20 protein-coding genes are annotated in these 25,586 nt (G+C 65.3%); 3 read left to right on the top strand and 17 right to left on the bottom strand.

Annotation, left to right across the window (positions count from 1 at the left end; genetic code table 11):
* Positions 1-4 precede the first annotated feature (4 nt).
* Both mog and yjgA read right to left on the bottom strand, forming a co-directional pair.
* On the bottom strand, positions 5-598 hold the full coding sequence (mog, locus tag K226_RS0116745; RefSeq protein ID WP_024815881.1) for a molybdopterin adenylyltransferase: 594 nt from the start codon (positions 596-598) through the stop codon (positions 5-7).
* Positions 591-1,259 carry a ribosome biogenesis factor YjgA gene (yjgA, locus tag K226_RS0116740; protein ID WP_024815880.1) on the bottom strand — a complete coding sequence of 223 codons (669 nt, stop codon included), beginning with the start codon at positions 1,257-1,259 and terminating at the stop codon, positions 591-593. Before yjgA ends, mog begins: the two co-directional genes overlap by 8 nt.
* A 64-nt stretch (positions 1,260-1,323) precedes the next feature.
* Between yjgA and pmbA the strand changes: the two genes are divergently transcribed.
* Complete coding sequence (gene pmbA / locus K226_RS0116735) at positions 1,324-2,766, top strand: metalloprotease PmbA (RefSeq protein WP_024815879.1); 1,443 nt, start codon at positions 1,324-1,326, stop codon at positions 2,764-2,766.
* A gap of 133 nt (positions 2,767-2,899) precedes the next feature.
* Here pmbA and K226_RS0116730 read toward each other — a convergent pair whose 3' ends face one another.
* From K226_RS0116730 to torT, 4 genes are all read right to left on the bottom strand, one after another.
* Positions 2,900-3,757: an oxygenase MpaB family protein gene (locus K226_RS0116730; RefSeq protein WP_051463558.1), complete on the bottom strand. Its 858-nt coding sequence runs from the start codon at positions 3,755-3,757 to the stop codon at positions 2,900-2,902.
* Positions 3,758-3,890: 133 nt separating this feature from the next.
* Positions 3,891-4,469 carry a molybdopterin-guanine dinucleotide biosynthesis protein B gene (mobB, locus tag K226_RS0116725; protein WP_024815877.1) on the bottom strand — a complete coding sequence of 193 codons (579 nt, stop codon included), beginning with the start codon at positions 4,467-4,469 and terminating at the stop codon, positions 3,891-3,893.
* A 74-nt stretch (positions 4,470-4,543) separates the two neighbouring features.
* Complete coding sequence (locus K226_RS0116720) at positions 4,544-7,204, bottom strand: molybdopterin-dependent oxidoreductase (RefSeq protein WP_024815876.1); 2,661 nt, start codon at positions 7,202-7,204, stop codon at positions 4,544-4,546.
* A 128-nt stretch (positions 7,205-7,332) separates the two neighbouring features.
* Positions 7,333-8,427 (bottom strand): TMAO reductase system periplasmic protein TorT, encoded by a 1,095-nt coding sequence (gene torT / locus K226_RS0116715; RefSeq protein ID WP_035242131.1) that lies wholly within the window; start codon positions 8,425-8,427, stop codon positions 7,333-7,335.
* A gap of 80 nt (positions 8,428-8,507) precedes the next feature.
* Between torT and K226_RS0116710 the strand changes: the two genes are divergently transcribed.
* On the top strand, positions 8,508-11,501 hold the full coding sequence (locus K226_RS0116710; protein WP_024815874.1) for an ATP-binding protein: 2,994 nt from the start codon (positions 8,508-8,510) through the stop codon (positions 11,499-11,501).
* Here K226_RS0116710 and K226_RS0116705 read toward each other — a convergent pair.
* The 5 genes from K226_RS0116705 to K226_RS0116685 form a co-directional block, all read right to left on the bottom strand.
* Complete coding sequence (locus K226_RS0116705) at positions 11,471-12,229, bottom strand: response regulator (RefSeq protein WP_051463557.1); 759 nt, start codon at positions 12,227-12,229, stop codon at positions 11,471-11,473. The genes K226_RS0116710 and K226_RS0116705 overlap by 31 nt on opposite strands.
* Before the next feature lie 372 nt (positions 12,230-12,601).
* Positions 12,602-13,048 carry a GatB/YqeY domain-containing protein gene (locus K226_RS0116700; RefSeq protein WP_024815872.1) on the bottom strand — a complete coding sequence of 149 codons (447 nt, stop codon included), beginning with the start codon at positions 13,046-13,048 and terminating at the stop codon, positions 12,602-12,604.
* Between the two features lie 205 nt (positions 13,049-13,253).
* Positions 13,254-13,466, bottom strand: a complete 213-nt coding sequence (gene rpsU / locus K226_RS0116695; protein WP_005799779.1) for a 30S ribosomal protein S21 — start codon at positions 13,464-13,466, stop codon at positions 13,254-13,256.
* A 151-nt stretch (positions 13,467-13,617) separates the two neighbouring features.
* Positions 13,618-14,862, bottom strand: coding sequence for an aminoacetone oxidase family FAD-binding enzyme (locus K226_RS0116690; protein ID WP_035242261.1), 1,245 nt, complete (start codon positions 14,860-14,862; stop codon positions 13,618-13,620).
* Between the two features lie 53 nt (positions 14,863-14,915).
* Positions 14,916-16,091 carry an ABC transporter substrate-binding protein gene (locus K226_RS0116685; RefSeq protein ID WP_024815870.1) on the bottom strand — a complete coding sequence of 392 codons (1,176 nt, stop codon included), beginning with the start codon at positions 16,089-16,091 and terminating at the stop codon, positions 14,916-14,918.
* A 352-nt stretch (positions 16,092-16,443) separates the two neighbouring features.
* Between K226_RS0116685 and K226_RS0116680 the strand changes: the two genes are divergently transcribed.
* Positions 16,444-16,944, top strand: a complete 501-nt coding sequence (locus K226_RS0116680) for an acyl-CoA thioesterase (RefSeq protein WP_024815869.1) — start codon at positions 16,444-16,446, stop codon at positions 16,942-16,944.
* Positions 16,945-17,004: 60 nt separating this feature from the next.
* On the opposite strand, the gene cobA is transcribed toward K226_RS0116680, so the two are convergent.
* From cobA to nirD, 6 genes are all read right to left on the bottom strand, one after another.
* A complete protein-coding gene (cobA, locus tag K226_RS0116675; protein ID WP_024815868.1) occupies positions 17,005-17,829 on the bottom strand; it encodes a uroporphyrinogen-III C-methyltransferase in 825 nt (274 codons plus the stop codon).
* Positions 17,826-18,746, bottom strand: a complete 921-nt coding sequence (gene ybiB, locus K226_RS0116670; RefSeq protein ID WP_024815867.1) for a DNA-binding protein YbiB — start codon at positions 18,744-18,746, stop codon at positions 17,826-17,828. The genes cobA and ybiB overlap by 4 nt, the downstream gene beginning before the upstream one ends.
* A gap of 181 nt (positions 18,747-18,927) precedes the next feature.
* Positions 18,928-21,876 (bottom strand): nitrate reductase, encoded by a 2,949-nt coding sequence (locus K226_RS0116665; protein WP_024815866.1) that lies wholly within the window; start codon positions 21,874-21,876, stop codon positions 18,928-18,930.
* Between the two features lie 540 nt (positions 21,877-22,416).
* On the bottom strand, positions 22,417-24,168 hold the full coding sequence (locus K226_RS0116660) for a bifunctional protein-serine/threonine kinase/phosphatase (RefSeq protein WP_238324284.1): 1,752 nt from the start codon (positions 24,166-24,168) through the stop codon (positions 22,417-22,419).
* Between the two features lie 94 nt (positions 24,169-24,262).
* Positions 24,263-25,075: a formate/nitrite transporter family protein gene (locus tag K226_RS0116655; protein ID WP_024815864.1), complete on the bottom strand. Its 813-nt coding sequence runs from the start codon at positions 25,073-25,075 to the stop codon at positions 24,263-24,265.
* 114 nt (positions 25,076-25,189) lie between these two features.
* Positions 25,190-25,582, bottom strand: coding sequence for a nitrite reductase small subunit NirD (nirD, locus tag K226_RS0116650; protein WP_024815863.1), 393 nt, complete (start codon positions 25,580-25,582; stop codon positions 25,190-25,192).
* Positions 25,583-25,586: the final 4 nt, after the last annotated feature.

The raw sequence follows: 25,586 nt of genomic DNA, 5'->3' as shown, positions 1-25,586 counted from the left end.
TGTCTTATCGGGCGCGCACTGCCGATTTGGGCCGGAAGGCCTTGCACACCTCGTCGCGTGTTTCGAGGTAAGGCCCGCCAATCAGGTCAATGCAATAGGGCACGGCAGCAAAGATGCCCGGCACCAGTTGTGCGCCGGCCGCATCCTTGAGGCCTTCCAGCGTTTCGGCAATCGCCTTGGGCTGGCCGGGCAGGTTGATGATGAGGCTTTGCTCGCGCACCACGGCCACCTGGCGCGAGAGGATGGCGGTGGGCACAAAGCGCAGGCTGATCTGGCGCATTTGCTCGCCAAACCCCGGCATCTCCTTGTGCGCCACGGCCAGCGTGGCCTCGGGCGTCACGTCGCGCAGGGCCGGGCCGGTGCCGCCGGTGGTCAGCACCAGGCTGCAGCCCTCGTTGACCAGGTCGATCAGCGTGGCTCTGATGCGGTCCTGTTCGTCGGGAATCAGGCGGGGCTCGAAGGTAATGGGGTTGAGCAGGGCGCGGGTAAGCCAGTCCTGCAGGGCGGGCAGGCCCTTGTCTTCATACACACCGGTGCTGGCGCGGTCGCTGATCGAGACGATGCCGATCTTGACCGGGTCGTGGAGCGCTTCACTCATCGTGGTCCTCGTCTTCGGGGGTGTTGTCTTCACCGGCCGCGCCGCCCAGATGCTCACGCACCAGCTGGAACAGCTCGCGGTAGGCGCGGCCCTTGCGCGGTGCCAGGCCCTCGGAGACCTGAACGTTGGCGGTCTTGCCGGCCGGGGTTGCATCCTTGCGTGCCTGGCGGATCAGCGCGCGCAGTTGCTGGGTATCGGTGTCGGGGTGCTCGGCCATCCAGGGGGCCAGGGCAGCGTCGTCGGCAATCAGCCGGTCACGCCAGTGCTCGGCCAGGTGCAGCGAGAGTTTTTCGCTGGCCGACCCCTTGTGCTGCTCCTCCAGTGCCTGCCGTGCGGCCTGCACCAGGTCGGGTTCAAGCTTGCGCATGAGCTTGCCCACATACTGCATCTGGCGGCGCTTGCCTTCAAAGTTGGTGATGCGCTTGGCTTCGGCCAGGGCGTCCACCAGCTTTTCGGGCAGGCCCACGGCTTCGAACAGGTCGGTGCGAAGCGTTAGCAGCTCTTTGCCCAGGTCTTGCAGTTCATCGCTTTCGCGTTTGAGATCGGTACGGCTGGCATCGGGCGTGCCTTTGAGTTCGGCCTTGAGCTGAATGTCCAGTTCGCTGCCTTCGGCAACGAACTGGCCTCGCACAAAGTAGCCTTTTTTGGGTTTGCGTGACATGGGTGGGGGCAAAGAGAGAGGTGGCGCAGCGCGCACCACAGCGGCAAGTATCATAGCCGCCGCTATGAATAAACCCACCAAACGCGCCGCGCGCGCCCCCAGCGCCCCGGCCGCCGCGCAAGCCCCTGCCACTTCCCCCGCCCCGGAACGCGGTTTCAGCTACAGCCGACCGTTCTTTGAGGACCTGGTGGACCGTGCCCTGGCCCACGCCAAAAAGCTGGGCGCCACCGACGCGGGCGCCGAGGCGTCCGAGGGCTGCGGCCTGTCGGTCAGCGTGCGCAAGGGCGAGCTGGAGAACGTGGAGCGCAACCGTGACAAGTCGCTGGGCGTCACGGTTTATATCGGTCATCGCCGCGGCAATGCCAGCACCTCCGACTTTTCGGACAAGGCCATCGAGCAGACCGTGCAGGCCGCCTACGACATCGCCCGTTTCACCGCCGAAGACCCCATGGCCGGTCTGCCCGATGCAGACGATATTGCGCCCCCCGACACCCACCGCGACCTCGATTTGTTCCACCCCTGGGCCATCGACAGCGAGCAGGCAGCACGCCTGGCCATGGAGTGCGAGGCCGCCGCGCTCAAGACCAGCCGCCGCATCACCAACAGCGAGGGCGCTGGCGTGTCGGCCCAGCAAAGCCATTTTTTCAGCGCCCACACGCGCGGCTTTCGCGGCGGCTATGCCAGCTCGCGCCACAGTTTTTCGGTGTCGCCCATTGCCTCGTTGCCCGGCCGCAATGCCGAGATGCAGCGCGATGCGTGGTACAGCTCCGAGCGCGACGCGGCCGAACTGGCCTCGCCCGAGGCCGTGGGCCGCTATGCCGCCCAGCGCGCATTGAGCCGCCTGGGCAGCCGCAAGATTGTCACCACCCAGTGCCCGGTGCTGTTTGAATCCACCCTGGCTGCAGGCCTGCTGGGTGGTTTTGTGCAGGCCGTCAGTGGGGGCTCGCTTTACCGCAAGAGCAGCTTTTTGCTCGATTCGCTGGGCAAGATGGTGTTTCCCAAGCACATCGATATTCTGGAAGACCCGTTTGTGCTGCGCGGCAAGGGCAGCTCGCCTTTTGACGAAGAAGGCGTGCGCGTGGCGCCACGCAAGGTGGTGCAGGGCGGGCGGGTGCAGGGCTATTTCCTCAGCAGCTACTCGGCACGCAAGCTGGGCATGAAGACCACGGGCAATGCAGGCGGCTCGCACAACCTCACACTCACCTCGCGCCTCACCCAAAGCAGCGACAACCTCGATGCCATGCTGCAAAAGCTGGGCACCGGCCTGTTTGTGGTGGAGCTGATGGGCCAGGGCGTGAACTACGTCACGGGCGACTATTCGCGCGGCGCCAGCGGCTTTTGGGTGGAAAACGGCAAGATTGCCTTCCCCGTGCACGAGATCACCATTGCCGGCAACCTGAAAGACATGCTCAAGGGCATTGAAGCGGTGGGTGCCGACGCCTACAGCTATGGTGCCAAAACGGTGGGTTCCATCCTGGTGAACCGCATGAAAGTGGCCGGCAGCTGAGCCCTGTCCCTACAGGCCATCCAGAACAAAAGCAGCCTTTGGGCTGCTTTTTTTTGATAGCTGTCAGCGCTTGCTATATAAGCGCTAGAGGCCTTTTTGGCTTGAAAAATTTGCCCTCTTTGAGGTTGCAGCGCTACCCCGGCGGTGTGGGCCGCATGCGTGCACGCGCCTGGGCAGGCGGCAACCCCGGCCAGGGCATCCACCGCGCTGCGCGCCCCAAGCCACCCACCAGTGCGCGCTGCCCCGGCCCCAGGCCGTGCCCACGCAGTGATGCAAATGAGCGCACCGGCTCCGGCGTCATGTCCACCGCGGCGCGCACCAGCATGCGCTGCACCGGCCGCAGCGCGCGCGGCACGATGGGCGCGTTCTCCATGATCCGCAGAAATTCGCCCAGGATGCTGCTGTCTTCCAGCCCGGGCGCGGTCTGCGCCAGCAATTGTTCCCACCGCGCCCAATTGCTGGGCGCGCCGGTTGCGCCATACAGCCGGGCGGGCCGCTGCCCTTCTGCAAACACCTGCGATTTTTCCGCCGGCGACAGCGGACGCGCATAGCGGTGGTATGCCTCGCAAAAACCAAAACTGGCCGTTGCCTGCACCCAGTCGAGCAGGCGCGTGTCGTTGGCGTGGTAGGGCTGCCCGTCTGGCGTCGTGCCACGTACCCGGTCATGCATGCGCACCACGCGGGCAATAAGCTGCTCGGCCTGGTCCGCTGGCGCATACACCGTCACCATGGCCGCAAAGCCCGTACGCCGCAGCCGCAGCAGCGGATCGCGCTGGAAGCTGCTGTGGTCCCACACGCCGGTGCGCACAGAGGGCTCGGCAAGCTCCAGCAACACCGCCGCAACGCCGCCGATGAACAGGCTGACCGGGTTGTCAAAGATTTCCCAGGAAATGCTGTGCGCGGGCGTGAGGGCGGGCGCGCCGTGAGGGCTGGAAAAATCCACGGCCATGCCGGGCGGGGGCTGGAGGAGGGTGCGGGCATGGTGAAGCAAAGCGGGTGTTCCGGGGCAGGGGGGAACCACTTTGTAGGCTTCAGCAGCAGACGGTGATGTCGGAGCGGGGAGGGAGAGCCTGTAAGACTCGGACGTCTGGATGCAACCCTCTGCGGAAGTGGAGCATTTCAGCTCAAACGTCTGCTGTTTGGCAGATCACACGCGCTTCAGGTTCGGAAATTGCGGTTGCAAAGTTTGTCTCCAAGAATTCAGCCACGGGCCGACCTTTCCTCAACACCAGGTCCGCAATCGCTTTGGTATCGGAGAGCTCCAGTTTGAATGTATCGGACGGCAGCAGATCCAATGCGTCACTGGCAATCGCCACAATACCCGGCCAGCTCTTGCCCAGCGGCGGTTTTTTCACCGCGGCTCGCCAGACCTCCAGCTTCGGAAAATCGCCACTCTTGAAGCCTTCGAGCAATACCACGTCACACGTTTGAAGACGTGTCAGCAGGTAGCCCAGTGGTGGTTCAACGGCGCCGCGCAACTCGTGCATCAGTGCCCAGCGGTTGTGCCCCAGCAGCATGACCTCTGTACACCCTGACTCCCGCAGTCGGTAGGAGTCTTTGCCGGGACGATCCACCTCGATGTCCTTGTGGCTGTGTTTGATCAGGGAGACCGTGAGCCCGCGGGAGCGAAGCTCGGGAATCAGCTTTTCAAGCAGGGTGGTCTTGCCCATGCCCGAGTGACCTGTGATGCCGAAGATTTTCATGGTCTTGTGCTTGCTTCGTGAAACGGGAGTGCCGGCGTAGTGCCGGCACTCCCGATGCAACGCACCGATGTGCGTCAGGGAATGATGGCGTCCTTGGCGTTCTTCTCCAGGAAGTCCAGCACCACCTTCCGCTGGAGATCGTCCAGTCCTGCCCGCGGGAACATGCTCTGCGTGATGCCGTGCCACTGGCTCTTGGTGAACTCGCCCGGCTCGCGCGGCACGTGACACACGGTGCAGCGCTCGTAGAACAGTTTCTCGCCCGGCACCATAGCGCCCATGGTCGCGCCCTTGACGATGTTGGCACGCTCACTTAGCTTGAGCGCATCGACATCCAGCTTGCGTTGCTCCACCCGTTCGATCACTGGCGGCTCGTACGCGCGGTTGACCGACTCGGCGTCATCGCAACGCTTGAGGTTGGCAATGCAGGTGTTGGCGCTGGTGGCCTGGCTCAGGCCGCTGGACGCCACGCTGGTCGTGATGATGTTGATCGCACCGCTGTTGCAGCGGCCCTTGGAGTCGAGCTGGATCCAGTTGCCCTCTTCCAGGCTGACCACGCCCTTCATGATCTTCTTGGTGACCACCGCGCCAGCAATCAGCGCGCCACGATCGTTGTACAACTCGACCAGGTCACCGCTCTTGATACCCTTGGCGGTGGCATCTTCGACACTGATGAGCACATGCTGGCGCCCTTTCACGTTCTGTTCCAGACGCACGTCGGCGTTGGCCATCTGCGAGTGCACCCGGTTGTAGGGGTGCGGGCTGACCACATGCACCTGACCCGGCTTGGCGTTGCCGAGGAACTCGGACGGCTCCAGATACTTCGGAACCGGCGGGCAGTCGGGTACGTTGAAACGCGCAATCTCGGAGCAGAACAGTTCGATCTTGCCGGACTTGGTGTGCAGCGGGTTTTTTACCGGGTCGGTATAGAAGTCGCCGTGGCGCACCCACTTGCGCATCTTCTCGGGCACGTCGATGCGCACGATGCCATCTTTCCAGAACTGATCGAACGGCATCTTCTGGCCGGTCGCTGCGTACGAGGCCCTGAGGACGTCCATGACCGACTTGCCTTCGGTAAAGCCGTATTCGACACCCATCAGTGCAGCCAGGCGGCGGAAGATCTCGAAGTCGTCCAGGCTCTCGCCGTAAGGCTTGATGACCTGGCGCATCGCGTAGATCTTGTCGTTGCTGTAAGTGCCGCCGGTGCTCATGTCGTCCCGCTCAAGGGCCGAGGTGGCCGGTAGCACGATGTCGGCGAATCGCGACGAGGCACACCACCAGGGGTCCTGGCAAATCACCGTGTCGACCTGCTGATTCATTGCACGCAGCAACTCGTTGGTGTTCTGCTGGTGCGACATGAAGTTGTTGCCAGCGGTGTAGATCAGCTTGACCAGCGGATACTTGTGCGTAGAGCCGTCGCGGGTGTATTCCTTGCCGGGGTTCATCAGCATCTCGCTGATGCGCGAGGCCGGGCAGCGCGCCTTGATCGGGTTGCGACCCTGCGACAAGCCAACCGGCATGATGGCGTTGGACTGCACCGTGCCGCCACCACCGTAATGCCAGCTGAAGCCCACGCCTTCGCCCGGCTTGCCGATCTTGCCGAGCATGGCTGCAAAGTTGATGATCGCCCAGTGTGTCATCTCGCCGTGGTGTGCGCGCTGCAGCGACCAGGCGCCAGCAAACTGGGTGCGCTTGGAGGCAAACAGCTCGGCCAGCTCGACGATCTTGGCGGCTGGAATGCCGGTGATCTTGGCGGCCCACTCGGGGGTCTTGGGCGGTGTGCCGTCACCATCCTTGCCCAGCAGGTAAGCCAGGTACTTGTCGAAGCCCACGGTGTACTTGGCCAGATAGGCCTTGTCATGCTTGCCGGCGGTGTAAACATGGTAGGCCATGGCCGAGAACAGCGCCACGTCCGTGTTCGGAATGATCTTGACCCACTCGGAACCGACGGCATCGTCGGTCGGCGTGTACTGCGGGTTGATCGAAACGAACTTGACACCGCGCTCCTTGATCTTCATCCAGCGCGGGGCCATCTGGTGGTCGGCGACCGTGAATTCGATCCGGTTGTTTTTGAACGGGTCGCAGCCGATCCAGACCATGACCTCGGTGTGCTCGGCCATCACTTCCCATGAAGTCTGGGGCGAGTACACCTCCATGTCGCCAATGATGTGCGGCAGGCTGACCTGCGAAGCGCCGCCCGAATAGTCGCCGGTGGTGACCGAATGACCCCCGATCAGACCGAACAGGCGGCCCTGCAGCACCTGCGGACGCAGCAGACCGGCGTGCGACCAGCCGCCGTAGGAAGCGCTGAACAGCGCCTCGTTGCCATGCTTTTCCGCCGTGCGCATGATGGCATCGGCCGTGAGCGCCAGCGCCTGTTCCCAGCTCACGCGCACAAAGGGTTCCTTGCCGCGCAGGTGAGGTTTGGTGTCACCCGTGGGGTTGGCCAGATAGGATTTACGCACCATCGGGTATTTCACGCGGGTCTTGTGATAGACACGGCCGATCAGGCCCTCCGTGAGCATGGTGGTCGGTGCGGCGTCCACGTCCTTGAGCGGCTGGATGCCGACCAGAACGCCATTCTTCACCACTGCCTTGAACGGGCCCCAGTGGCTGGCACTGGGAATCACCTGGGTGTCGGCGGCAAACACTTCGTCCGCTGCGAACCAGGTCAGGCCGTTGGCAGTTACTGCCGAGGCCACCGATGCCTTCAAAAGGCCGCGTCGGGTCATGGTCATGATGAATCTCCTTGCAAATAAAACAAACCGATGGGGTATGTCCTGATGCTAGGAGTCGCAGATCAATGGCGCGCTCGGATTTGTTGTGCTGTGCCGTGCCTTTGTTAACCGCGTTAACGGTCGGGACGTCAGTTCGCCGCGCCGGGCCGGTGCTGGAACTGGGGCATCAGCAGGGGTGGAGGCAGCGACTCGTCGATGTTGATCTCACCCAGATTGCCCGCCTCAACCGTGCGAACCACCGGGCCGAAGTGCCGGCGGGTCGGCCGCCGCTCCAGCAGATCGACCGCCAGGCCGATGGACATCCGGCCCTGCAGCACGGGGGCATCGGTGGGGGCGGCGAGGATGCGGCCCCGCAGGATTCCCCGGTGCACCGCCGGCGTGAAGTAGGTCGAGACGATGCCGATGCGGTCCTGCAGGCCGCGTTCGCGCAGCACGCTGATGGCGGCCTCCGCCATCAGGGCATTGCCGGCCACAAAGTCCAGGTCCTTGTGATCGTCGAGCACCTGTTGCAGCAGATTGCGCTGCACGGCCTTGCCGGTGTCGCCCCACGCGGTCGTGCGGATAACGACGCGGCTACCGGCGATGGCCTGGCGAAAGGCGCGGTCCACGCCCTCGCTGACACTGCGCGGCCCCGGAAACCAGGCCACTTGCATTGGAGGACCGTCGGCCCGCGTCTGGCTGACCAGAAAGCGGCCAGCCGCCCGGCCCATGTCGTCCCAGTCCACGCCCACCTTGCCCGAAATGCCGTCGTCGTCGATGGCATTGACGGTGCCGATGACGAGCATGCGCGTTGTCAGCTGGCGCAGGTGCGGGGTCATGACATCACGGGAGACCGCCCCGATGATCAGCGCCTGCACGCGACGGTCCGAGGCACAGGCCTGGATCTGGGCGCGCTGGACCGCCAGCTGGGCATAGCCGCCGGCCTCGGCAAATTGCACCTCCACACGCAGGCGGCGCGCTTCCTCCACCATGCCGTAGTTGACGCCCAGCCAATACGCATCCTTGATGTGCGGCACCACCACGCAGAGCACCCACGGCTGTCGGGCGGGCGCCGCTGGCGTGTATTCGGCCCGCACGGGCGCGGCCGCCTTGAATGGCGGTTCCCAGCTCAGGATGGGTTGCGCTGCAGCGGGTGCGACCGCCACGGACCAGGCCATGCACAGGCCCCACAAGGCAGCGGCGGGTCGTCGCAACGGGTGAAGGGAGAGAAAGGTGGACGTCATGCCCGCGGACTGTAAGCCGGTTTCCCGGTCAGAATAGCAAGACAGATGACTTTGGTCGGCACGCGAACGTTGGACTGGAAATGATGCTCCCCTGGATCAAGCGGCTCGACCGCCGACTGGGCTTGATCGGCAAGATCGGGCTTGTGTTGGCCGTGGGCGCGTTGCTGACAGCGGCGGTGGCCGCCACGGCCTGGCTCAGCTTCAACCAGGTGGTCGGGCTGCAGCGTCGCATCATCGACAACACGGTGCCGGCACTGGAAGCGGTCGGTGCGGTGACCCAGCTCAACAACCGCACCCTGGCGCTGGTCGATCAGCTTCGGCGCGCGCAATCGGTCGACGAGGTCGATGCGCTTGAACGCCAGGGCGACGCGCAACTGGCCCAGGTGCGCGAACTGCTGGAGCGTCTGGAGCAGCAGGCCTTCGAGCCCCAACTGGAACAGGCACTGGCCGTGACGGTGCACGAGATGCACACCAACCTCGGGTTGCAGGCCAGCCAGACGCGGCAGTCACAGCAGTTGCAAGGCGAGATTCGACAAGCCCAGGAAGTGCTGCACCGTGCAGTGGCCGAATTGATGCTGCTGGCGGAGGCGCTGGCGGCGAATGCATCGACCTATTCCACAGCCACCGTGTCCAGTCTCTACCCCATGGTGGAGCGCGGCGCCAGCCGGGACGAGATCCTGGCGTCGCTGGACCGTCTGATCGAGGTGGACATCGACCGCATGGAGCGCATGTCTGAATTGCAGCTCGTGTGCTTTCGGCTCAAGACCACGCTCGATCGCGTGGAGGGTGACCTCGCTCCACCAGCCCTGGCGGGCTTGAACAGGGAGTTCGTCGCGGACCTGGCCATCCTGTCGCATCGGCTGCAGGACTTCCGGGACCCGACCCGCAAATCCACGGCGCAGCGGCATGTCGGTGTGCTGAAGGCAGCGCTGGCGCCGCAGGGCCTGTTTGCCTTGCAGGCCGAGCGCCAGGCGCTCGGCGGCCAGTTGGCCGCTGAGCGGGACGCAGGGGCCGCACTGGCACTGCGCCTGAACGAACAGGGTGCCGCACTGCTGCTGGCCAGTCAGCAGGCCATGGCACAGGTGGGCACCGGCTCGCGCACCGCAATCGCCCGCGGAGCCGTGGGCTTTCTGGCCGTCGCCGGTGTCCTCACGCTGTCGTTGCTGGCCACGCTCTGGCTGATCCTTCGTTACGAGCTGCTGGGTCGGCTCAAGGGCATGGAAAGCGCCATGCGGGCTCTCATGGCTGGCGATCACAGCGTGGCAATCACCCATCCGGTGGCCCGCCACGATCCGCTGCTGCCGCTGGTGCAGGCGCTCGAGCAGTTCCGGGAGCACGCAATCGAACGGCAACGCCTGGAACAGTCGCTGCGCCAGCACCAGCAGCAACTGGAGCAGCAGGTGCAGGACCGCACCGCAGCGCTCAGCCGCAGCAATGAACTGCTGGAGCGCGAAGTCGCGCTGCACGCGCAGGCACGGCGTGAGGCCGAGGAAGCCAACCGCGCGAAGAACGAATTTCTTGGCAGCCTCAGCCACGAACTGCGCACGCCGCTCAGCGGTGTCAGCGGCAGCGTGCACCTGCTGCGCGACACCGCGCTGGACGATCGTCAACGCGAGTACCTGCGGATGATCGAGTACGCCAACGGCACCCTGCTGGAAACCCTGGAGGACATGCTTGGTTTCTCCCGCCTGGAGGCCGGCAAGCTGGAGGTCACGCGGGAGTCCTTCGCGCTGCGGGATGTCATCGACGACATGCTGGCACTGCAGTCCGTCGCGGCGCGCAGCAAGGGCCTGGCACTGGTGCGCGACATCGCCGACGACGTGCCCGAGGGGCTCGTGGGCGACCGACGCAAGCTCAACCAGATCCTGCTCAACACCATCGGCAATGCCATCAAGTTCACCGACGAAGGCGACGTTACGGTGAAGGTGGGGCGGGCAGCGGACGACCCGCCAGGAGCGTTGCGCCTGCGGTTTCAAGTGCTTGACACCGGTATCGGCATTCCGACGGATCAGCAGGAGGCTGTTTTCAAGCCGTTCGTCCAGGTGGAGGACACGGCGCACCGTCGGCACGGCGGGACCGGCCTGGGGCTGGCCATCTGTCAGCGCCTGGTGGAACTGATGGGAGGGCGCCTGTGGCTCAAGAGCACGGTGGGGGAAGGCACGGAGGTTGGTTTTGAACTGCCGTTCGAGCCCGCGGCGTTGTCGTCGTCACCGACCCCGCTGCCCGAGAGCGCCGATCCGCTCCCAGCGCTGGATGTGCTGGTGGTCGAAGACGACGATATCAACCGCATCGTCTGCCAGCGGTACCTGGAAGCGCTGGGCCACCGGGTGCGGGTGGCGGACAGCGGCCCCAGCGCCATCGACCTGCTGCGCGGCGGCGGGCACACGGACTGCGTGCTGATGGACATCAGCCTGCCCGGCGCGTCGGGGCTGGAAGTCGCCCAGACGATGCGCACCCTTGACAGCAGCCGGTGGCGGGCGCTGCCCATCGTGGGCATGTCCGCGCATGTCACGCCGGACATCCTTGATCACCCTGCCGCTGCCAACATGGCGGGTTTTCTCAGCAAACCTTTCCAGCGCGTAGAACTGGCGCGTGCGCTGGCGCGGGCTATTCGGTCCTGCGCACCCCCGACGGGCGCCTCCGCAGCAGCCTCCCCGGTGGAGGGCGGCACAGCGGCTGGCGATGCGCCAGCGCTGGACGAGGCCTATCTCGCACAGGAGCGCGAAGACCTCGGGCCCAATGTGTTGCGGCAGTTGCTGAACCTCTTTCGCCAAACGTCCGAAGCGTCTGCAACAGCACTGCAAGGTGCAGCACAGGCCGCCGACATCGAACAGATGCAACGAATCGCCCACCAGCTGCGCAGCGCCGCCAGCAACCTGGGGCTTGTGCGTGTCATGCAGGCCTGCCGGCGCCTGGAAGACGCGGCCCGTGAAGGGGTGTTGACGCAGGCGCAGCGCCAGCTGCTTGCCGGCCAGTTGCTGGCCGCCATTCCTGAAGGGATCGAGGCGCTGGAGCGCTGGCTGGGCGCCCCAGGCGAAGGGCCTCAGGCTGCGCCGTGGTCGGCCAGCAGGTAACCGACGCCCCGGACGGTGACGATCAGCTCCGGGTGTCGGGGGTCTTTTTCGAGTTTCTCGCGCAGGCGGGCCACCAGCACATCGACGGTGCGGTCGCTCGGGTCCCACGAGCGGTGGAACACCTGTTGCATCAGGCGCTCGCGCTCCACCGCGGTCCCGAGTTGCCGGGCCAAGGCCGCCAGCAGGTCGAACTCGCCCCGGGTCAGGACTTCCTGGTGCCCATCCGCCGAGGTGAGCTTGCGCTGCGCTAGGTCCAGCGTCCAGTCGCCCAGTTTGCGGTGCAGCCCGGATGCGCCGGTCGCCGACACCGGGCGCAGGCGGCGTAGAACGATCTTGACCCGCGCGAGCAGTTCGCGCGCGTTGAAGGGCTTGGTAACGTAATCGTCGGCCCCAGACTCCAGGCCCACGATCTTGTCGATGTCGTCGTTGCGGCCGGTCACTAGGATGAGGCCTATGCTGGTGTTGTGGGCGCGCAGCTCCCGCGCCAGCTCGAGACCGTCACGACCGGGCAGGCCGATGTCCAGCAGCACCACATCGGTGGGGTGCTGGCGAAGGCTGTCCCACATTTCATCGCCATTGGCAGCCACTCGGACGCAATAGCCCTCCCGCTCAAAGTAGGCCTTGACCCGTGTACAGGTCAATGGATCGTCGTCGACGACAAGGAGACTGTGTGCGGCAGACAAGATGTTCGGATTTGTCCGTGTTTGGATCGGATCGGAGGTCGTCATCGTTTCTGAAAATTATAGGGAGCCGGTGTTTGGCCGGACGTGCATGACGGCGAAACGGTCGCCGTGCTTCCCGCAGCGGCTGTTACCGCCATACGGGTGACCGCCCGCTCATGGTCGTGGACCAGCGTATCGAACCAACGCGTCCACGTTGCCTGCCCCCGTCATCGCCGCTCCAACCTCCGTGGTATTGGCCGCGCACCTGATCCGGCGTGCGCCGCCGTCTTGATGGCGTCCGCAGACTGCGGCAGCGCTGGCGCTGCAGGGCCCGCGAAATAAAAGCAAAAATAGCTGCCAGCGCTTGTTTATCAAGCGCTGGCAGCTATCAAAATAACACTGACCGTTGCGTGGTCAGCTGGGGGCGCTCTCTATCTTTCAGCCCGCCAGCGCAGCCTTCACAGCGGCCGAGACCTGGCCCATGTCGGCCTTGCCGGCCAGGCGGGTCTTGACCACGCCCATAACCTTGCCCATGTCGCCGGGGCCGGCGGCGCCCAGTTCGGCCACGATGGCTTTCACGGCGGCCAGGGTTTCCTCGGCCGACATCCGCTCGGGCAGGTAGGCCTGCAGCACGGCCATTTCGGACTTTTCCTTGTCAGCCAGGTCCTGGCGGCCCGCGCCTTCAAAGGCGGTGATGCTGTCTTTGCGCTGCTTGATGAGCTTGTCCACGATGGCGACCACGGCCACATCGTCCAGCACGACGCGCTCGTCCACTTCCTTTTGCTTCATCGCGGCCTGCAGCAGGCGGATGGTGCCCAGGCGCTCGCTGTCCTTGGCGCGCATGGCGGTTTTCATGTCTTCGGTGATCTGGTCCTTGAGGCTCATGGCGGCTTCCTTTTTAGTAAGACAGAGTCGGAGGGTTTGCACAAAGCCCCTCTGGCTAGGCGCAGCGCCGCAGACAGTAGTTTTGCTACGGCAAGGCGCTGCAACGACGCCAGAGGGGCTTTGTGCAGACCCGCAAAAACAAAAACCCGCGCTTGGCGTCCCTAGCGCGGGTTCTGGGACCCAAGCAGGCTTGGGATCCGGAAGATCAGTACATCTTCTTGGGCAGTTGCATGCTGCGAACGCGCTTGTAGTGGCGCTTCACGGCGGCTGCCTTCTTGCGCTTGCGCTCGGCGGTGGGCTTTTCGTAGAACTCACGGGCGCGCAGGTCGGTCAGCAGGCCGAGCTTTTCAATGGTGCGCTTGAAGCGACGCAGTGCAACGTCAAAGGGTTCGTTTTCTTTTACGCGGATCGTAGTCATTAGCTAATGTTTTCCAAAATGTTGCTCGCAGAGGGGCTTGGGGAGATCGGGCCTCAGGACCATACGTAGCGGTTTCCCCGTCTGTAACTAGTATTTGGCCGACGGGGCATTGCCAGCAAAGCCGGAGATTATAGCCCGGCTGCGGCAAATTTCAAGCAGGCAGCGCTTGGGCGCAAGCATGTGCGCTGGCCCAGGCCCACTGAAAGTTGTAGCCGCCCAGCCAGCCCGTCACATCCACCACCTCACCAATGAAGTACAGCCCGGGCTGGGTTTTGCACTCCATCGTCTGCTGCGAGAGCGCGCGGGTGTCGATGCCGCCCAGCGTGACTTCGGCCTTCTTGTAGCCCTCGGTGCCGGTGGGGGTGAGCTCCCAGCGTGCCAGTTGCTCGGCCAGCCGGGCCAGGGCCTTGTCAGTGGCCTCGTTGATGGGGCGTTGCCAGTCGGCCTCACGCTGGGCCCAGGTGTCGGCCAGGCGGCTTGGCACCAGCGTGGCCAGCTCGTTGGCGATGAGTTTGCGCGATCGCGCCTTGGCCTGCGCCAGCGCGGCGGGCAGGTCCACCGTGGGCGCCAGGTTGATGGCCAGCGGCGTGCCCTCTTGCCAGTAGCTGGATATCTGCAGCACCGCCGGGCCCGACAGGCCGCGGTGGGTGAACAGCAGGTCTTCGTCAAACGCCATGCGGGACTTCTTGGCGCCGGTGCTGATCTGCACCGGCAGCGCCAGTCCGGCCAGCTGCGCATACGGCGCCCAGCCCGCGCCGTCAAACGTCAGGGGCACGAGGCCGGGGCGGCGCTCGACCAGCGGGATATTGAACTGCTGCGCCAGCCGGTAGCCAAAATCGGTGGCGCCGATCTTGGGGATCGACAGCCCACCCGTGGCAATGACCACCGAGCGGGCCTGCACCGTGCCGCGGTCAGTATCAATTTGATAGCTGCTGGCGCTTTCTGGATAAGCGCCAGAGGCCAAAAAGGCTATATTTTTGACCCGGCAAGGCTGCCAGTGCGTGACGCCACCGGCCGCGCATTCGGCCAGCAGCATGGCGATGATGTCCTCGGCCGAGCGGTCGGCAAACAGCTGGCCCTTGTGTTTTTCGTGAAAGGCGATGCCGTGCTTTTGCACCAGCGCAATGAAATCGGCCGGTGTGTAGCGCGACAGCGCCGAGCGGCAAAACTGCGGGTTTTGCCCCACGAAGTGCTTGTGCGGCGCGGCGGGGTCCAGGTCGCGGTTGGTGAAGTTGCAGCGCCCACCGCCCGAGATGCGGATCTTCTCGGCCACCTTGTCGGCGTGGTCGATGAGCAAGACTTTCAACCCGCGCTGGCCTGCCTGGCCTGCACAGAACAGGCCGGCGGCACCGGCGCCGATGATGACAACATCAAAAACAAGGGAAGCGAGGGTCACAGGGGTTTTAGGCAGCGGTAGCGGGGCCGCCATTGTCGCCCGCGATCAGGGTGCTATTGCCTGAAGACCCCGCCCGACCCCACCACGGCAATGTCCACATAGTTGGAGCCATGGTGGTTCTGCGGGCTGAACTGGTAGGCATAACCGCCCAGGTCGAGGTTGCCCAGGCTTTCCATGCCCTGTACCAGACTGGCGCGCGTAACCCCCGGCCCCGCAGCGCGCAGGCCTTCGATCAGCACGCGGGCGTCCATGTAGCCGGTATAGCGGTCGTAATCCACGGGCTTGTCATGGTGCTTCATGGACGCCTGGAAGTCGCGCGTGAGCTGGATGGTGGGTTTGCTGGGGGACGGGCCGGTACGCGCCACGGCCAGGCCACGTGCGTCCTCTCCCAGCGCCTTGAGCATGGCGGTGCCCGCGCCCAGTGACAAGGTGTACACCGGCACACCCAGATGGGCCCGATGCGCCCGCAAGTAGGCCACAACAGGCGGCCCTGCCGCTATCAGCAGCACTGCCTGCGGTCTCTGGGCGGCCAGGGCTTTGGCGGCTTCGTTGGCATCTTCTCCGGCGGCGGCCAGCGCATGTGTGCCCGCCAAAGATGCGCCTTCGGCAGCAATGGTTTTTTCGACAAGCGGCAGCAGCAGCTTGCCAAAATCGTTGTTTTCGAAGGCCACCCCGATGCGTGACGATTGCACCGCCACCAGGTTGCGCACGATCTTGACCAGCTCATCAGCGTAGCTGGCCCGGGTGGTGAACAGGTAGGGGTGCTGCTGCGCGCGGATGGCGGGGGAGCCGGTATACACGCCGATCAGTGGCAATTTGGCTTGCGCCAGATAGGGCAGCAGCGTCATCACCTGTGAAGTGCCCGACACGCCCAACAAGGCCAGTACGCCGTCTTTTTCGTTCAGCTGTTTGGCGTTTTCCAGCGTACGGCGCGGGTCGAACCCGTCGTCCAGCGACACCAACCGGATCTTGCGGCCGCCGACACCCCCTTTGGCATTGGCGTCTGCGATGGCGGCCTCCTGCCCCTCGTGGAGGGGCGCAAGAAACGGAGCCATCCCACCCGTCAGGGCGGTCGAACGGCCGATGAGGATGTCGCCCTTTCCTGCAGCCGGTTGTGCGCCCGCGGGCAGTGCCGCCAAGGCCGCGCTGCCCGCCAGTGCCAGCACCAGGCTGCGGCGGCGCGCCAGTGGGAGGCCGTGGCCAGTGGGCGTCGCATCGTGGTTCATCATCAAGTAGCTCCTTCAGATGTCGGCCAACGTGGCCGCAACGTGCGGCGATGGTAGGAGCGCCCGGCGCTTGCCGCCCAAGGGTTTACACCGGGCAGGCGTCAAGTGAGAGACAGGCGCCTGCGCCAATGCCTATCCACTTTCAGGCAAGCGAAAACCTGAACCGCTGGATGAATCCTTTGGGCACGCCGTCTTCACGGCATTTGCAACGGTAATGGCAATGGCCACCAGCATGGCGTTGCGTATCACCGCCACGTCGTAGCTTTTGCGCGGGTGTGGCGTGTTCAGATATTCGGGGAAGCAGCGGGCGCTGGGTGCGCATCCGCACGGGCAGGGCGCCCTCTAAAATCTTGGCATGAATATCCCCTCACACCAACTCAGCATGACCGTGCTGATGTCTCCTGACATGGCCAACTTCTCGGGCAATGTGCATGGCGGGGCGATTCTCAAGCTGCTCGACCAGGTGGCCTATTCCTGCGCCAGCCGATATTCGGCCTGTTACGTGGTCACCCTCAGCGTGGATCAGGTGATGTTTTTGCAGCCCATTCATGTGGGCGAGCTGGTGACTTTTCTGGCCAGCGTCAACTACACGGGCGCGTCGTCGATGGAGGTGGGCATCAAGGTGGTGGCCGAAGACATCCGCTCGCAGGTGGTGCGGCATGTGAACAGCTGCTTTTTCACGATGGTGGCGGTGGACGAGGCGCGCAAGCCGGTGAAGGTGCCGCCCCTGTCGCCTTCTACGCCCGACGAACGCCGCCGCTGGGACGCCGCACTGCTGCGCAAATCGCTGCGCAAGGAGCTGGCCGCGCGCTTCGAGCAGGCCCGCTTGGCGCCAACCCCCGCACCGGCGGGCTGAAGCGCCCTGCGCCCTGTGCGCTGGCGGGCAGGCGCGCCGATCCCCTTGCGCAGCGGGCTTTCAGCCCGTGCGGCGGGTGGCGCTGGCCTGGTCGGGGGCAGGTTGGGAAACGCTGGCCACACCGCGCACCACGTCGCCCACCACAATCACCGAGGGGCTGGCCAGCCCTTCGCGTTCGATGGTGGCGTGCAGCTGGCCCAGCGTGGTGATGGCATGGCGCTGGTGGGGCAGGCTGGCGTGCTGGATGATGGCCACGGGTGTATCGGCCGGCAGACCGGTGAGCAGCTCTTGCCCGATATGGGCCGCGCCGCTCACGCCCATGTAGATCACCAGCGTGAGCCGGGCCTCGCGCGCGGTGGCGGCCAGCTGGCGCCAGTTGGTGCCCGCGTCGCCGGGTTTGGCGTGGCCGGTGACAAACACCACGCCATGCGCATGCTCGCGGTGCGTGAGCGGGGCGCCCAGCGAGGTCAGTCCCGCCAGCCCCGCCGTGATGCCATTGATCACCGTGACCGCCACCCCGGCGGCACGCAGGTGCTCCACTTCTTCGCCGCCACGGCCAAAGATGAACGGGTCGCCGCCCTTGAGGCGCGCCACGTTCTCGCCCTCGCTCACGGCCATGAGCATCAGCTTTTCGATGAAGGCCTGCGGCGTGCTGGTGCAGCCACCGCGCTTGCCCACGTAAACGATGCGCGCCGTGGGCGATGCGTGCGCCACGATGGCGTCGCTCACCAGGTCATCTACCAGCAGCACGGTGGCGGCCTGGATGGCCTTGAGGGCCTTGATGGTGAGCAGCTCGGGATCGCCCGGGCCCGCGCCTACCAGCGTGCAGGTTCCCAGGTGGGTGGCGGGCGACAGTGCGCTGGTGGGGGGCGTGGTGGGGTTCATGGGGCGTGCGGTGGTGTTTGCGCAGCCAGATGCAAGATGTGTTCCACCTGCTGCGCCAGCGCTGGCGGCACGGGCAGGCGGCCGTCCAGCACGTCTTTCGTGTAGCGCGCCGTGGTGTCGATGTCGATCTCGGTGGGCAGGCCTGGCACATCGGCTGCGGTGCCGGGTTGCTGCTCTTGCAGCAGCTGGTGCACGCCGGCCACGAAGGCATCGTAGCGGGGCGTGCGGCGCGGGTCGGTCGCCACTTCGCCTTCGAGGCCGCGCGAGAGCAGGGCGGTCATGTGCAGCGCGCCAAAGGTGGCCTGCAGCATGTCGTAATACTCGGGGTGGGTGTAGCTGGTCACCACCACGGCGGGGCCCGCGCAGGGGTTCATGAGTTTCACGATGCTGTGCCCCGCATTGCGCAGCCCCACCACCTCGCGCACCTTCAGCAGGCGTGCCAGGGCGGCATGCAGATACCCGGTCTCGATATGGGCCACGCTGCCGGTTGCTATTTTTTCCGGCGTTGTGAGGGCGGGAACGCCCAGCGCCAGCAGCACATCCGATGCCAGGGTGCGGCGCGCCTCGGTGCGCATGCCGTGCAGCAGCACGGGCAGCCCCTCGCGCGCCAGCAGCAGCGCCAGCAGCGGCGTGAGCACGGGCAGCTTGCGCGCACCGTTGTAGCTGGGCAGCACGATCACGGGGCGGTCGCTGGCCGGGAAAAGCGCCATCCGGCTGTGGGCGGCGTCGAGAAAGCCGCACATTTCCTCGGGCGTTTCGCCCTTGATGCGCATGGCCAGGCAGAAGGCGCCGATTTCCAGATCGGTCACGTTGCCGTCGAGCAGCTGGCCAAACAGGTCTGCCGCCTGCTCGCGCGTGAGTGGCTTGGAGCCGCGGGGGCCGCGACCGATTTCTTTGATGTACTGGCTAATGCCCATGTTTTTTGGTGGCGGGACTTGTGCAATAGGGCTCCAGCGTCGTTATTTCGGCTTGCCGTACAGGCGTACTGTCTGCGCCGAAAATGCCTAGCCGGAGCCCTATTGCACAAGTCCTGGTGCGGTGGTTGTGGGGATGTAGGAGGGTGGGCCGCTATTCTGGCGCAATCCAGGCAACTCTTGGTTATGTGGCAGCCTGCGCCATGTGCTTGGACGCCAGTGGCCCGGTGCTGCGCACCATGCGCCTGAGCTCGGGCAGGCACGAGCCGCAGTTCGTGCCGCAGCGCAGCTTGCCTTGCAGTTGTGCCAGGCGGTCAGCGTCGGTACCGTGGCACTGCGCCAGCTCGGTGGTGATGGCAGCGTCGGTCACGTTCAGGCAGGTGCACACCGGCTTGCCGCGCGACTGCACGGCCACCGGGGCCTTGGCGCCGGGCACCAGCAGCAGGCGGCCGTAGCTTTGGGCGGGCAGCTCTTCCTGCAGCAGGGTCTTGAGCCAGCCTTCGGCGCTGGTGTCGCCTGCCAGCACGATGGCTTCGAGCATGGTGGCGTTGCCGTGGCGCACCAGCCGGGCGGCGCGGCGCTGGCCTCGCTTTTGATCGGCGTAGCGCAAGGTGTCGGCGGTGGCCAGGCCTATCAGGGCCTCGATGCGTTCAATGACTGCGTCGGGCGGCGGCTCGTGGGCGGCGGCGCGCAGCAGCACGCCCATGCGCTCGCGGCCGGGTTCGTTCAAGGGCGTGTTGTTGCTAAAGGGCACGCAGCTCGTGAACTGGAACAGGGGAAACTGCGCCATCAGTGCGGCCAACGCCTCGCGCACGTCCTGGGCGCTGTCGGCCGGCAACCAGGCCATGGCCAGCAGGGTCCAGGGCAGCTCGGCCTTGAGCACCTTCACGGCGGCGTGCTTGAGCTCGGGCTGTTTGGAGGTGGGGCAAAACGCCGAAGTGGTGAGCGCATTCACGCCCGCCAGCCGCTCGCCGGTGGACGAGCATCCGCTCAAAAACTCGCTGCCCCAGTGCATTGCCATGAAGGCCTGCGACAGCCCCACCGTGGCATCGGCCTGCACGGGCACCACGATGGAGCCGCGCTTGCTGGTCACATGCACGAGGTCGCCGTTTTTGAGCTTGCGCCGCTCCATGTCGTGCGGGTGCAGTTGCACGCAGGGCTCGGCCACATGGCCGAACAGGCGGCCCAGGGTGCCGGTGCGCGTCATGCCGTGCCACTGGTCACGCAGGCGGCCCGTGGTCAGGCTGAAGGGGTAGCGCGACTCGCGCTGCTCGGCCGTGGGCTGCCAGGCGTGCGCGGCAAAGCGGGCGCGGCCGTCGGCGGTGGGGAAGATGCCGTCTTCGTACAGGCGGGCCTTGCCGATGTCGCGCCTTCGGGCCGGCAACGTGGTCGCGCTGCTTTCGTCATTGCCGCTGCCGGCAGCATCCGCAGGACACGGCCATTGCTGGGGGCCTGCAGATTCGAGCAGAGTCCACGAAAGCCCCGTGATGTCCAGATCGCGCCCGCGTGTGCTTTCGCGGTGTTCGTTCCACACGGCCTGTGCGCCCTGGTCGGCGTGGTCGGTGGTGTAGGGGAACAGCGTGGGCTGGCCGGGGCGCAGGCGCGCCTCCAGCTGGTGCGCAAACTGCACTGCAATGGCCCAGTCGTGGCGCGCCTCTCCGGGGGCGGGAACGGCAGTGCGCACGCGCGAGATGCGGCGCTCGCTGTTGGTCACGGTGCCGTTTTTTTCGCCCCAGGTCGTGGCGGGCAGCAGCAGGTCGGCATATGCGCAGGTTTCGGCGGTGGCAAAGGCCTCTTGCACCACCACAAACTCGGCCCGCTGCAGCGCGCGGCGCACGGTGGCCTGGTCGGGCATGCTTTGCGCGGGGTTGGTGCAGGCAATCCACAGGGCCTTGATTTCGCCGTCGGCGGCGGCCTGGAACATCTCGACCGCCGTCTTGCCGGGCTGGCTGGGCACATCGGCCACCCCCCACAGCGCGGCCACTTCGGCGCGGTGCTGCGGGTTGGCCAGATCGCGGTGGGCGCTGAGCAGATTGGCCATGCCACCCACTTCGCGCCCGCCCATGGCGTTGGGCTGGCCGGTCAGGCTGAAGGGGCCCGCGCCGGGCTTGCCGATCTGCGCCGTGGCCAGGTGCAGATTGATGAGCGCCGCGTTCTTGGCCGTGCCGCTGCTGCTCTGGTTGAGGCCCTGGCAGTACAGGCTCAGGGTGGGTTTGCGACGCTGCGGGGCGCCGCTGGCTCCTGTGGCGACCTCCTGCCCGTCCAGGCCCGCAAACCATCTTGCGGCGGTGGTCAGGTCGGCCACCGAAATGCCGCACACCTGGGCCACGCGCTCGGGCGTGGCTTCACGCACCAGGGCCTTGAGTTCATCGAAGCCCGTGGTGTGCGCGGCGATGTACTCGGCGTCCGTCCAGCCCTCCCACAGCATGAGGTGCAGCATGCCGTGGAACAGCATCACATCGCTGCCGGGCTGGATGGGCAAAAACAGGTCGGCCATGCCCGCGGTGTCGGTGCGGCGCGGGTCGGCCACGATGACCTTCATGCCCGGGTTGGCGGCGCGTGCGTCTTCGATGCGGCGAAACAAAATGGGGTGCGCCCAGGCCGCGTTGCTGCCCACAATGAAGAGGCACTGTGCGTGGTTCACGTCGTCGTAGCAGGCGGGCGGCGCGTCGGCGCCCAGCGTGGCCTTGTAGCCCGCCACGGCGCTGCTCATGCACAGGCGCGAGTTGGAGTCGATGTTGTTGGTGCCGATCAGGCCCTTGGCGAGCTTGTTGAAGACGTAGTAGTCCTCGGTGAGCAACTGGCCGCTGACATAAAAGCCCACGGCGTTGGGGCCGTGGCGCTGGATGATGTCGGCAAATTTTTCGGTGGCCAGGCCCAGGGCGGCGTCCCACAACAGTGGCTGGGGCGCGTCGCCACGTTGCGCGCGGCGCAGGGGCTGCAGCAAACGAGTCTGCAACGTGATGGGGCTGCTGGCGGTGAGGTGCAGGGTGGAGCCCTTGGTGCACAGGCGACCGAAGTTGGCAGGATGGGTGGGATCGCCGCGCACGCCGGTGATCTGGGGGCCGTGGCTTTCGATGATCACGCCGCAGCCAACGCCGCAGTAGGGGCAGGTGGATTTGGTTTCTTGCATGGCGTGGAGTTTTGTGCGTTTTTGGGGTCTGGCGCTTATGCATAAAGCGCTAGTAGCTATTGTTTTTATAGTGACGATGTGCTGGTGGTGAGGGCAGACGCCAGTACGCTGGTTTCCCACATCGCTTGCATGAAATTTCTCATCACGGCTCCCAAGGCAAATCTCAAAAAAACAGGCGTCTACACACTGCGGCTTCGAGGTTTGGAAACCGCAGGTGCAGACGCCTTCGTCTGTGTGCCCCCAGACTGCGCCATTGCACCCCGGGTTCACGGGCCCCTGCCGGGCCCTCGCACATGCAACGCAATACATGTGCCAGCCCGCGTGGCGCCTGACACCGGCCTTGACACGATCCGGATGGGGCACGGACGCAAGGCTGGCACCAGCCTGGTGCAACGGGGCGCTCCAGAACGGGAGGGTCGTGTGGGCGGGCGCGAAGCCGTGCCGTGGTGAAGCAGGCGTGTGAAAGTGATGCGGGCCAGCCAATGGGCATGTGCCGGGCATGTGCCGGGCATGCGCTGGGCCGTGCCGGGAGCGGTGGTGTCAGCGCAGGTGCTGAATCACCGCCAGCAACGCCACCACGGTGGGCCCCAGAACGAGCGCAATGGCGCGCCAGAACACCATCGGGTTGCGCTCATACAGCGCAGGGCGGGCGCGGGTCAGGTAGGCAGCGCTGGGTTGCCGCAGGTCGTGCACAAACTCGGACAACGCTTCCTGCCTTTTGCGCGGGTTGGGGTGCACCGCACGCCGCAGCACGGCATCCATCCAGGCCGGAATGGCGCGGTGTTCATCCAGCGCGCTGGCGTAGTGCAGCTTCATCAGGGCCGCACGGGTGCGAATCCCGGCCACCTGCGTGCCATAGGGTTGTCGCCCGGTGAGCATCTGGTAGGTGATGACGCCCAGCGAGAACAGGTCTGATTGCGGCGTGCCCGGCTCGCCCAGAAAATATTCGGGGGCTGCGTATTGCAAGGTGCCCGGAACGCCATCGTCGGCACCGGGCACCGCGTTTTCGGCCAGGCCGGCGACGTGAACCGAGCCAAAGTCAATGATCTTCACGGTGCCCGAGGTGTCGATCATGATGTTTTCGGGCCGCAGGTCCTGGTGCAGCATCTCCATGCGGTGAAAGGCCTGCAGGCCGCGTGCGATCTGGTCCACGATGTCGCGCACCACCGACAGTTCGGGCCTGGGGTGGTCAATCATCCACTGGGCCAGTGTCTGGCCCTGCACGTATTCCATGGCCACATACAGGTACTCGCGCTTGCGCCCCGGTGGGGCGGGCTGCAGCACATGGGGGCTGTGAATGCGCCGCGCAATCCATTCTTCCATCAGAAAACGGTCGAGGCCGGCGGCGTTGTCCTGCAGGTCGATCGAGGGCGTTTTGAGCACCGTTTTTTGCCCGCTGTCGGTGTCGATGGCCAGGTAGACGTGGCTGCGGTGGCTGCCGTGCAGCTCGCGCACGATCTGGTAGCCGTCGAGCATGGCGCGGGGCTCCAGAACGGGCGGCAACTGCAGCGTGGCCCGCTGGCGTTGCAGTTCGCTGGCGTCCTGTTGGGGCAGCGCATCAATGCGCACGATCTGAATGGTCAGGTTGTCGTCGCTGCCGCAGCGCAGGGCTTCGTCCACGATGGCGCGGGCGGCCTGGTCCAGATCGGTGGCGTGGGCTTCAATGGCCTGCGTGATGAAGCTGGCGCTGACATGTTCATGCACGCCATCGGTGGTCAGCACAAAAGTGTCTGCGGGCTCTACCGGCAGGGCCCGGTAATCCACCTCCAGCTGCGGCTGAACGCCAAGCGCGCGGCCCAGGTAGATTTGCTCGGCCGACAGGCGCACCCGGTGGTCTTCGGTCAACTGCTCCAGCGCCTTGCCCTGCACCCGGTAGATGCGGGTGTCACCCACATGAAAAAGGTGTGCGGTGGCGGATTTGACAATCAGCGCGCTGAGGGTGCAGACATAACCCCGGTCTTTGTCAAAGCGGTAGGGGCTGCGCTGGGTTTGGGCGTGCAGCCACGAGTTGGTGGCCGCCAGCACGCACTGTGCCGAGCGCTTGACGCTCCAGGCGTCGGAGGTGCAGTAGTAGTCCTGCAGCAACCCGTGCACTGCGGCGGCACTGGCGATATGGCTCACATCGCTGCTGCTGATGCCATCGGCCAGTGCCACCACCACCCCCTTGGCGGCCAGTGTCAGCCCCTGTGGCACGCAGGCGCCATGAAAGTCCTGGTTGACCTCCTTGCAGCCCTTGTCAGAGTGCTGGCCAATGCTTACTTTCAGGGTGTCGCTCATTGGCGCGCCGTTCATTCAGGGGGTCGGATTCAGGGTTGCAGATTGGAGGTGCCGTGCTCGAAACGCCAGGTGCATTGCCGTGTGGGCACCTGGCGGTTTCGGCGGGCGATCAGGCGAGCTTGCGTTTTGGGCCGGTCTTGATGTGGGTGGCGTACAGCGTCAGGCCGGTAAAGGCCAGACCACCCACCAGATTGCCCAGCACCACGGGGATTTCGTTCCAGATCAGGTAGTCAACGATCGAGAAGTTGCCGCCCATCATCAGGCCCGAGGGGAACAGGAACATGTTCACCACCGAGTGCTCGAAGGTCATGGCAAAAAACAGCATGATGGGCATCCACATCGCAATGACCTTGCCGCTGACGGTGGTGGAGATCATGGCGCCCACCACGCCCGTGGACACCATCCAGTTGCACAGCATGGCGCGAATGAAGATGGTGAGCCAGCCCATCAGGCCGTATTGGGCGTAGCCCAGGGTGCGCGCCTCGCCGATATGGCCGATTTTTGTGCCGATTTCGTTGGGTGCCACCGAAAAGCCATAGGTGAAGATGAACGACATCATGAAGGCGACGGTCAGCGCGCCCAGGAAGTTGCCGGTAAACACCAGGCCCCAGTTGCGCAGGATGCCCTTGATGGTGACGCCCGGGCGCTTGTCCAGCCAGGCCAGCGGCGTCAGCACGAACACGCCGGTCAACAGGTCAAAGCCCAGCAGGTAGAGCATGCAAAAGCCCACCGGGAACAGGATGGCGCCCACCAGTGCAGAGCCCGACATGACGGTGGCCGTGACGGCAAACACCGCCGCCAGCGCCAGGATGGCGCCCGCCATGTAGGCGCGGATCAGGGTGTCCCGGGTGGACATGTAGATTTTGGATTCGCCGGCGTCCACCATTTTGGTGACGAATTCGGAGGGGACAAGATAGGCCATGGGTTTCTTTCTGTGGTCTGTCTGGCAGCGGTGCCAAGGTGCTTTGGATACGGCTTGCACGCGGTGCGTGGCAAGCCGTTGGGTGGGCGTGAAGTGGGCGCGGGGTGCGCAAAATCACGCCGCCGGGGTGGCTGGCGTGCGCCGCTGCGGCCCTGCGATGGGGCGCGTTTCGCTCAGGGCGTGGTGGGCCAGTTCGTGGGTGTTGAGCAGCACGGTGCCGTCTTCCACCCGCACCTGAAACTTGGGCGTGCAGCCCTCGTCGGGGGCGGCGGCCTGGCCGTCGCACAGGCCAATGGTCCAGTTGTGCATGGGGCAGGCCACGCTGGTGCCAAAAACGATGCCCTGGCTCAGCGGGCCGCCCTTGTGCGGGCAGCGGTCGAGCAAGGCAAACACCTCGTTCGAGGTGTTGCGAAACACGGCCACGTCCAGGCCCTGGGCGCGTGCCACGCGGCGCGAGCCCAGCACGGGGATATCGTCCACGCGGCAGATGGAGGTCCATTCGGTCATTGCT

It is taken from the genome of Acidovorax sp. JHL-3 (genome assembly GCF_000526295.1).
GTDB lineage: Bacteria > Pseudomonadota > Gammaproteobacteria > Burkholderiales > Burkholderiaceae_C > Acidovorax > Acidovorax defluvii.
This window is presented reverse-complemented; position numbering and strand designations above follow the sequence as displayed.

Bases quoted from the DNA above. Each gene is read 5' to 3' on its own strand.
- cobA (WP_024815868.1), bottom strand. From the start codon at position 17,829: ATGAACCCCACCACGCCCCCCACCAGCGCACTGTCGCCCGCCACCCAC.
- ybiB (WP_024815867.1), bottom strand. From the start codon at position 18,746: ATGGGCATTAGCCAGTACATCAAAGAAATCGGTCGCGGCCCCCGCGGC.
- mog (WP_024815881.1), bottom strand. From the start codon at position 598: ATGAGTGAAGCGCTCCACGACCCGGTCAAGATCGGCATCGTCTCGATC.
- nirD (WP_024815863.1), bottom strand. From the start codon at position 25,582: ATGACCGAATGGACCTCCATCTGCCGCGTGGACGATATCCCCGTGCTG.
- K226_RS0116680 (WP_024815869.1), top strand. From the start codon at position 16,444: ATGAATATCCCCTCACACCAACTCAGCATGACCGTGCTGATGTCTCCT.
- K226_RS0116655 (WP_024815864.1), bottom strand. From the start codon at position 25,075: ATGGCCTATCTTGTCCCCTCCGAATTCGTCACCAAAATGGTGGACGCC.
- K226_RS0116685 (WP_024815870.1), bottom strand. From the start codon at position 16,091: ATGATGAACCACGATGCGACGCCCACTGGCCACGGCCTCCCACTGGCG.
- rpsU (WP_005799779.1), bottom strand. From the start codon at position 13,466: ATGACTACGATCCGCGTAAAAGAAAACGAACCCTTTGACGTTGCACTG.
- torT (WP_035242131.1), bottom strand. From the start codon at position 8,427: ATGACGTCCACCTTTCTCTCCCTTCACCCGTTGCGACGACCCGCCGCT.
- pmbA (WP_024815879.1), top strand. From the start codon at position 1,324: ATGAATAAACCCACCAAACGCGCCGCGCGCGCCCCCAGCGCCCCGGCC.
- K226_RS0116705 (WP_051463557.1), bottom strand. From the start codon at position 12,229: ATGACGACCTCCGATCCGATCCAAACACGGACAAATCCGAACATCTTG.
- mobB (WP_024815877.1), bottom strand. From the start codon at position 4,469: ATGAAAATCTTCGGCATCACAGGTCACTCGGGCATGGGCAAGACCACC.
- K226_RS0116665 (WP_024815866.1), bottom strand. From the start codon at position 21,876: ATGCAAGAAACCAAATCCACCTGCCCCTACTGCGGCGTTGGCTGCGGC.
- K226_RS0116700 (WP_024815872.1), bottom strand. From the start codon at position 13,048: ATGAGCCTCAAGGACCAGATCACCGAAGACATGAAAACCGCCATGCGC.
- yjgA (WP_024815880.1), bottom strand. From the start codon at position 1,259: ATGTCACGCAAACCCAAAAAAGGCTACTTTGTGCGAGGCCAGTTCGTT.
- K226_RS0116710 (WP_024815874.1), top strand. From the start codon at position 8,508: ATGATGCTCCCCTGGATCAAGCGGCTCGACCGCCGACTGGGCTTGATC.
- K226_RS0116660 (WP_238324284.1), bottom strand. From the start codon at position 24,168: ATGAACGGCGCGCCAATGAGCGACACCCTGAAAGTAAGCATTGGCCAG.
- K226_RS0116720 (WP_024815876.1), bottom strand. From the start codon at position 7,204: ATGACCATGACCCGACGCGGCCTTTTGAAGGCATCGGTGGCCTCGGCA.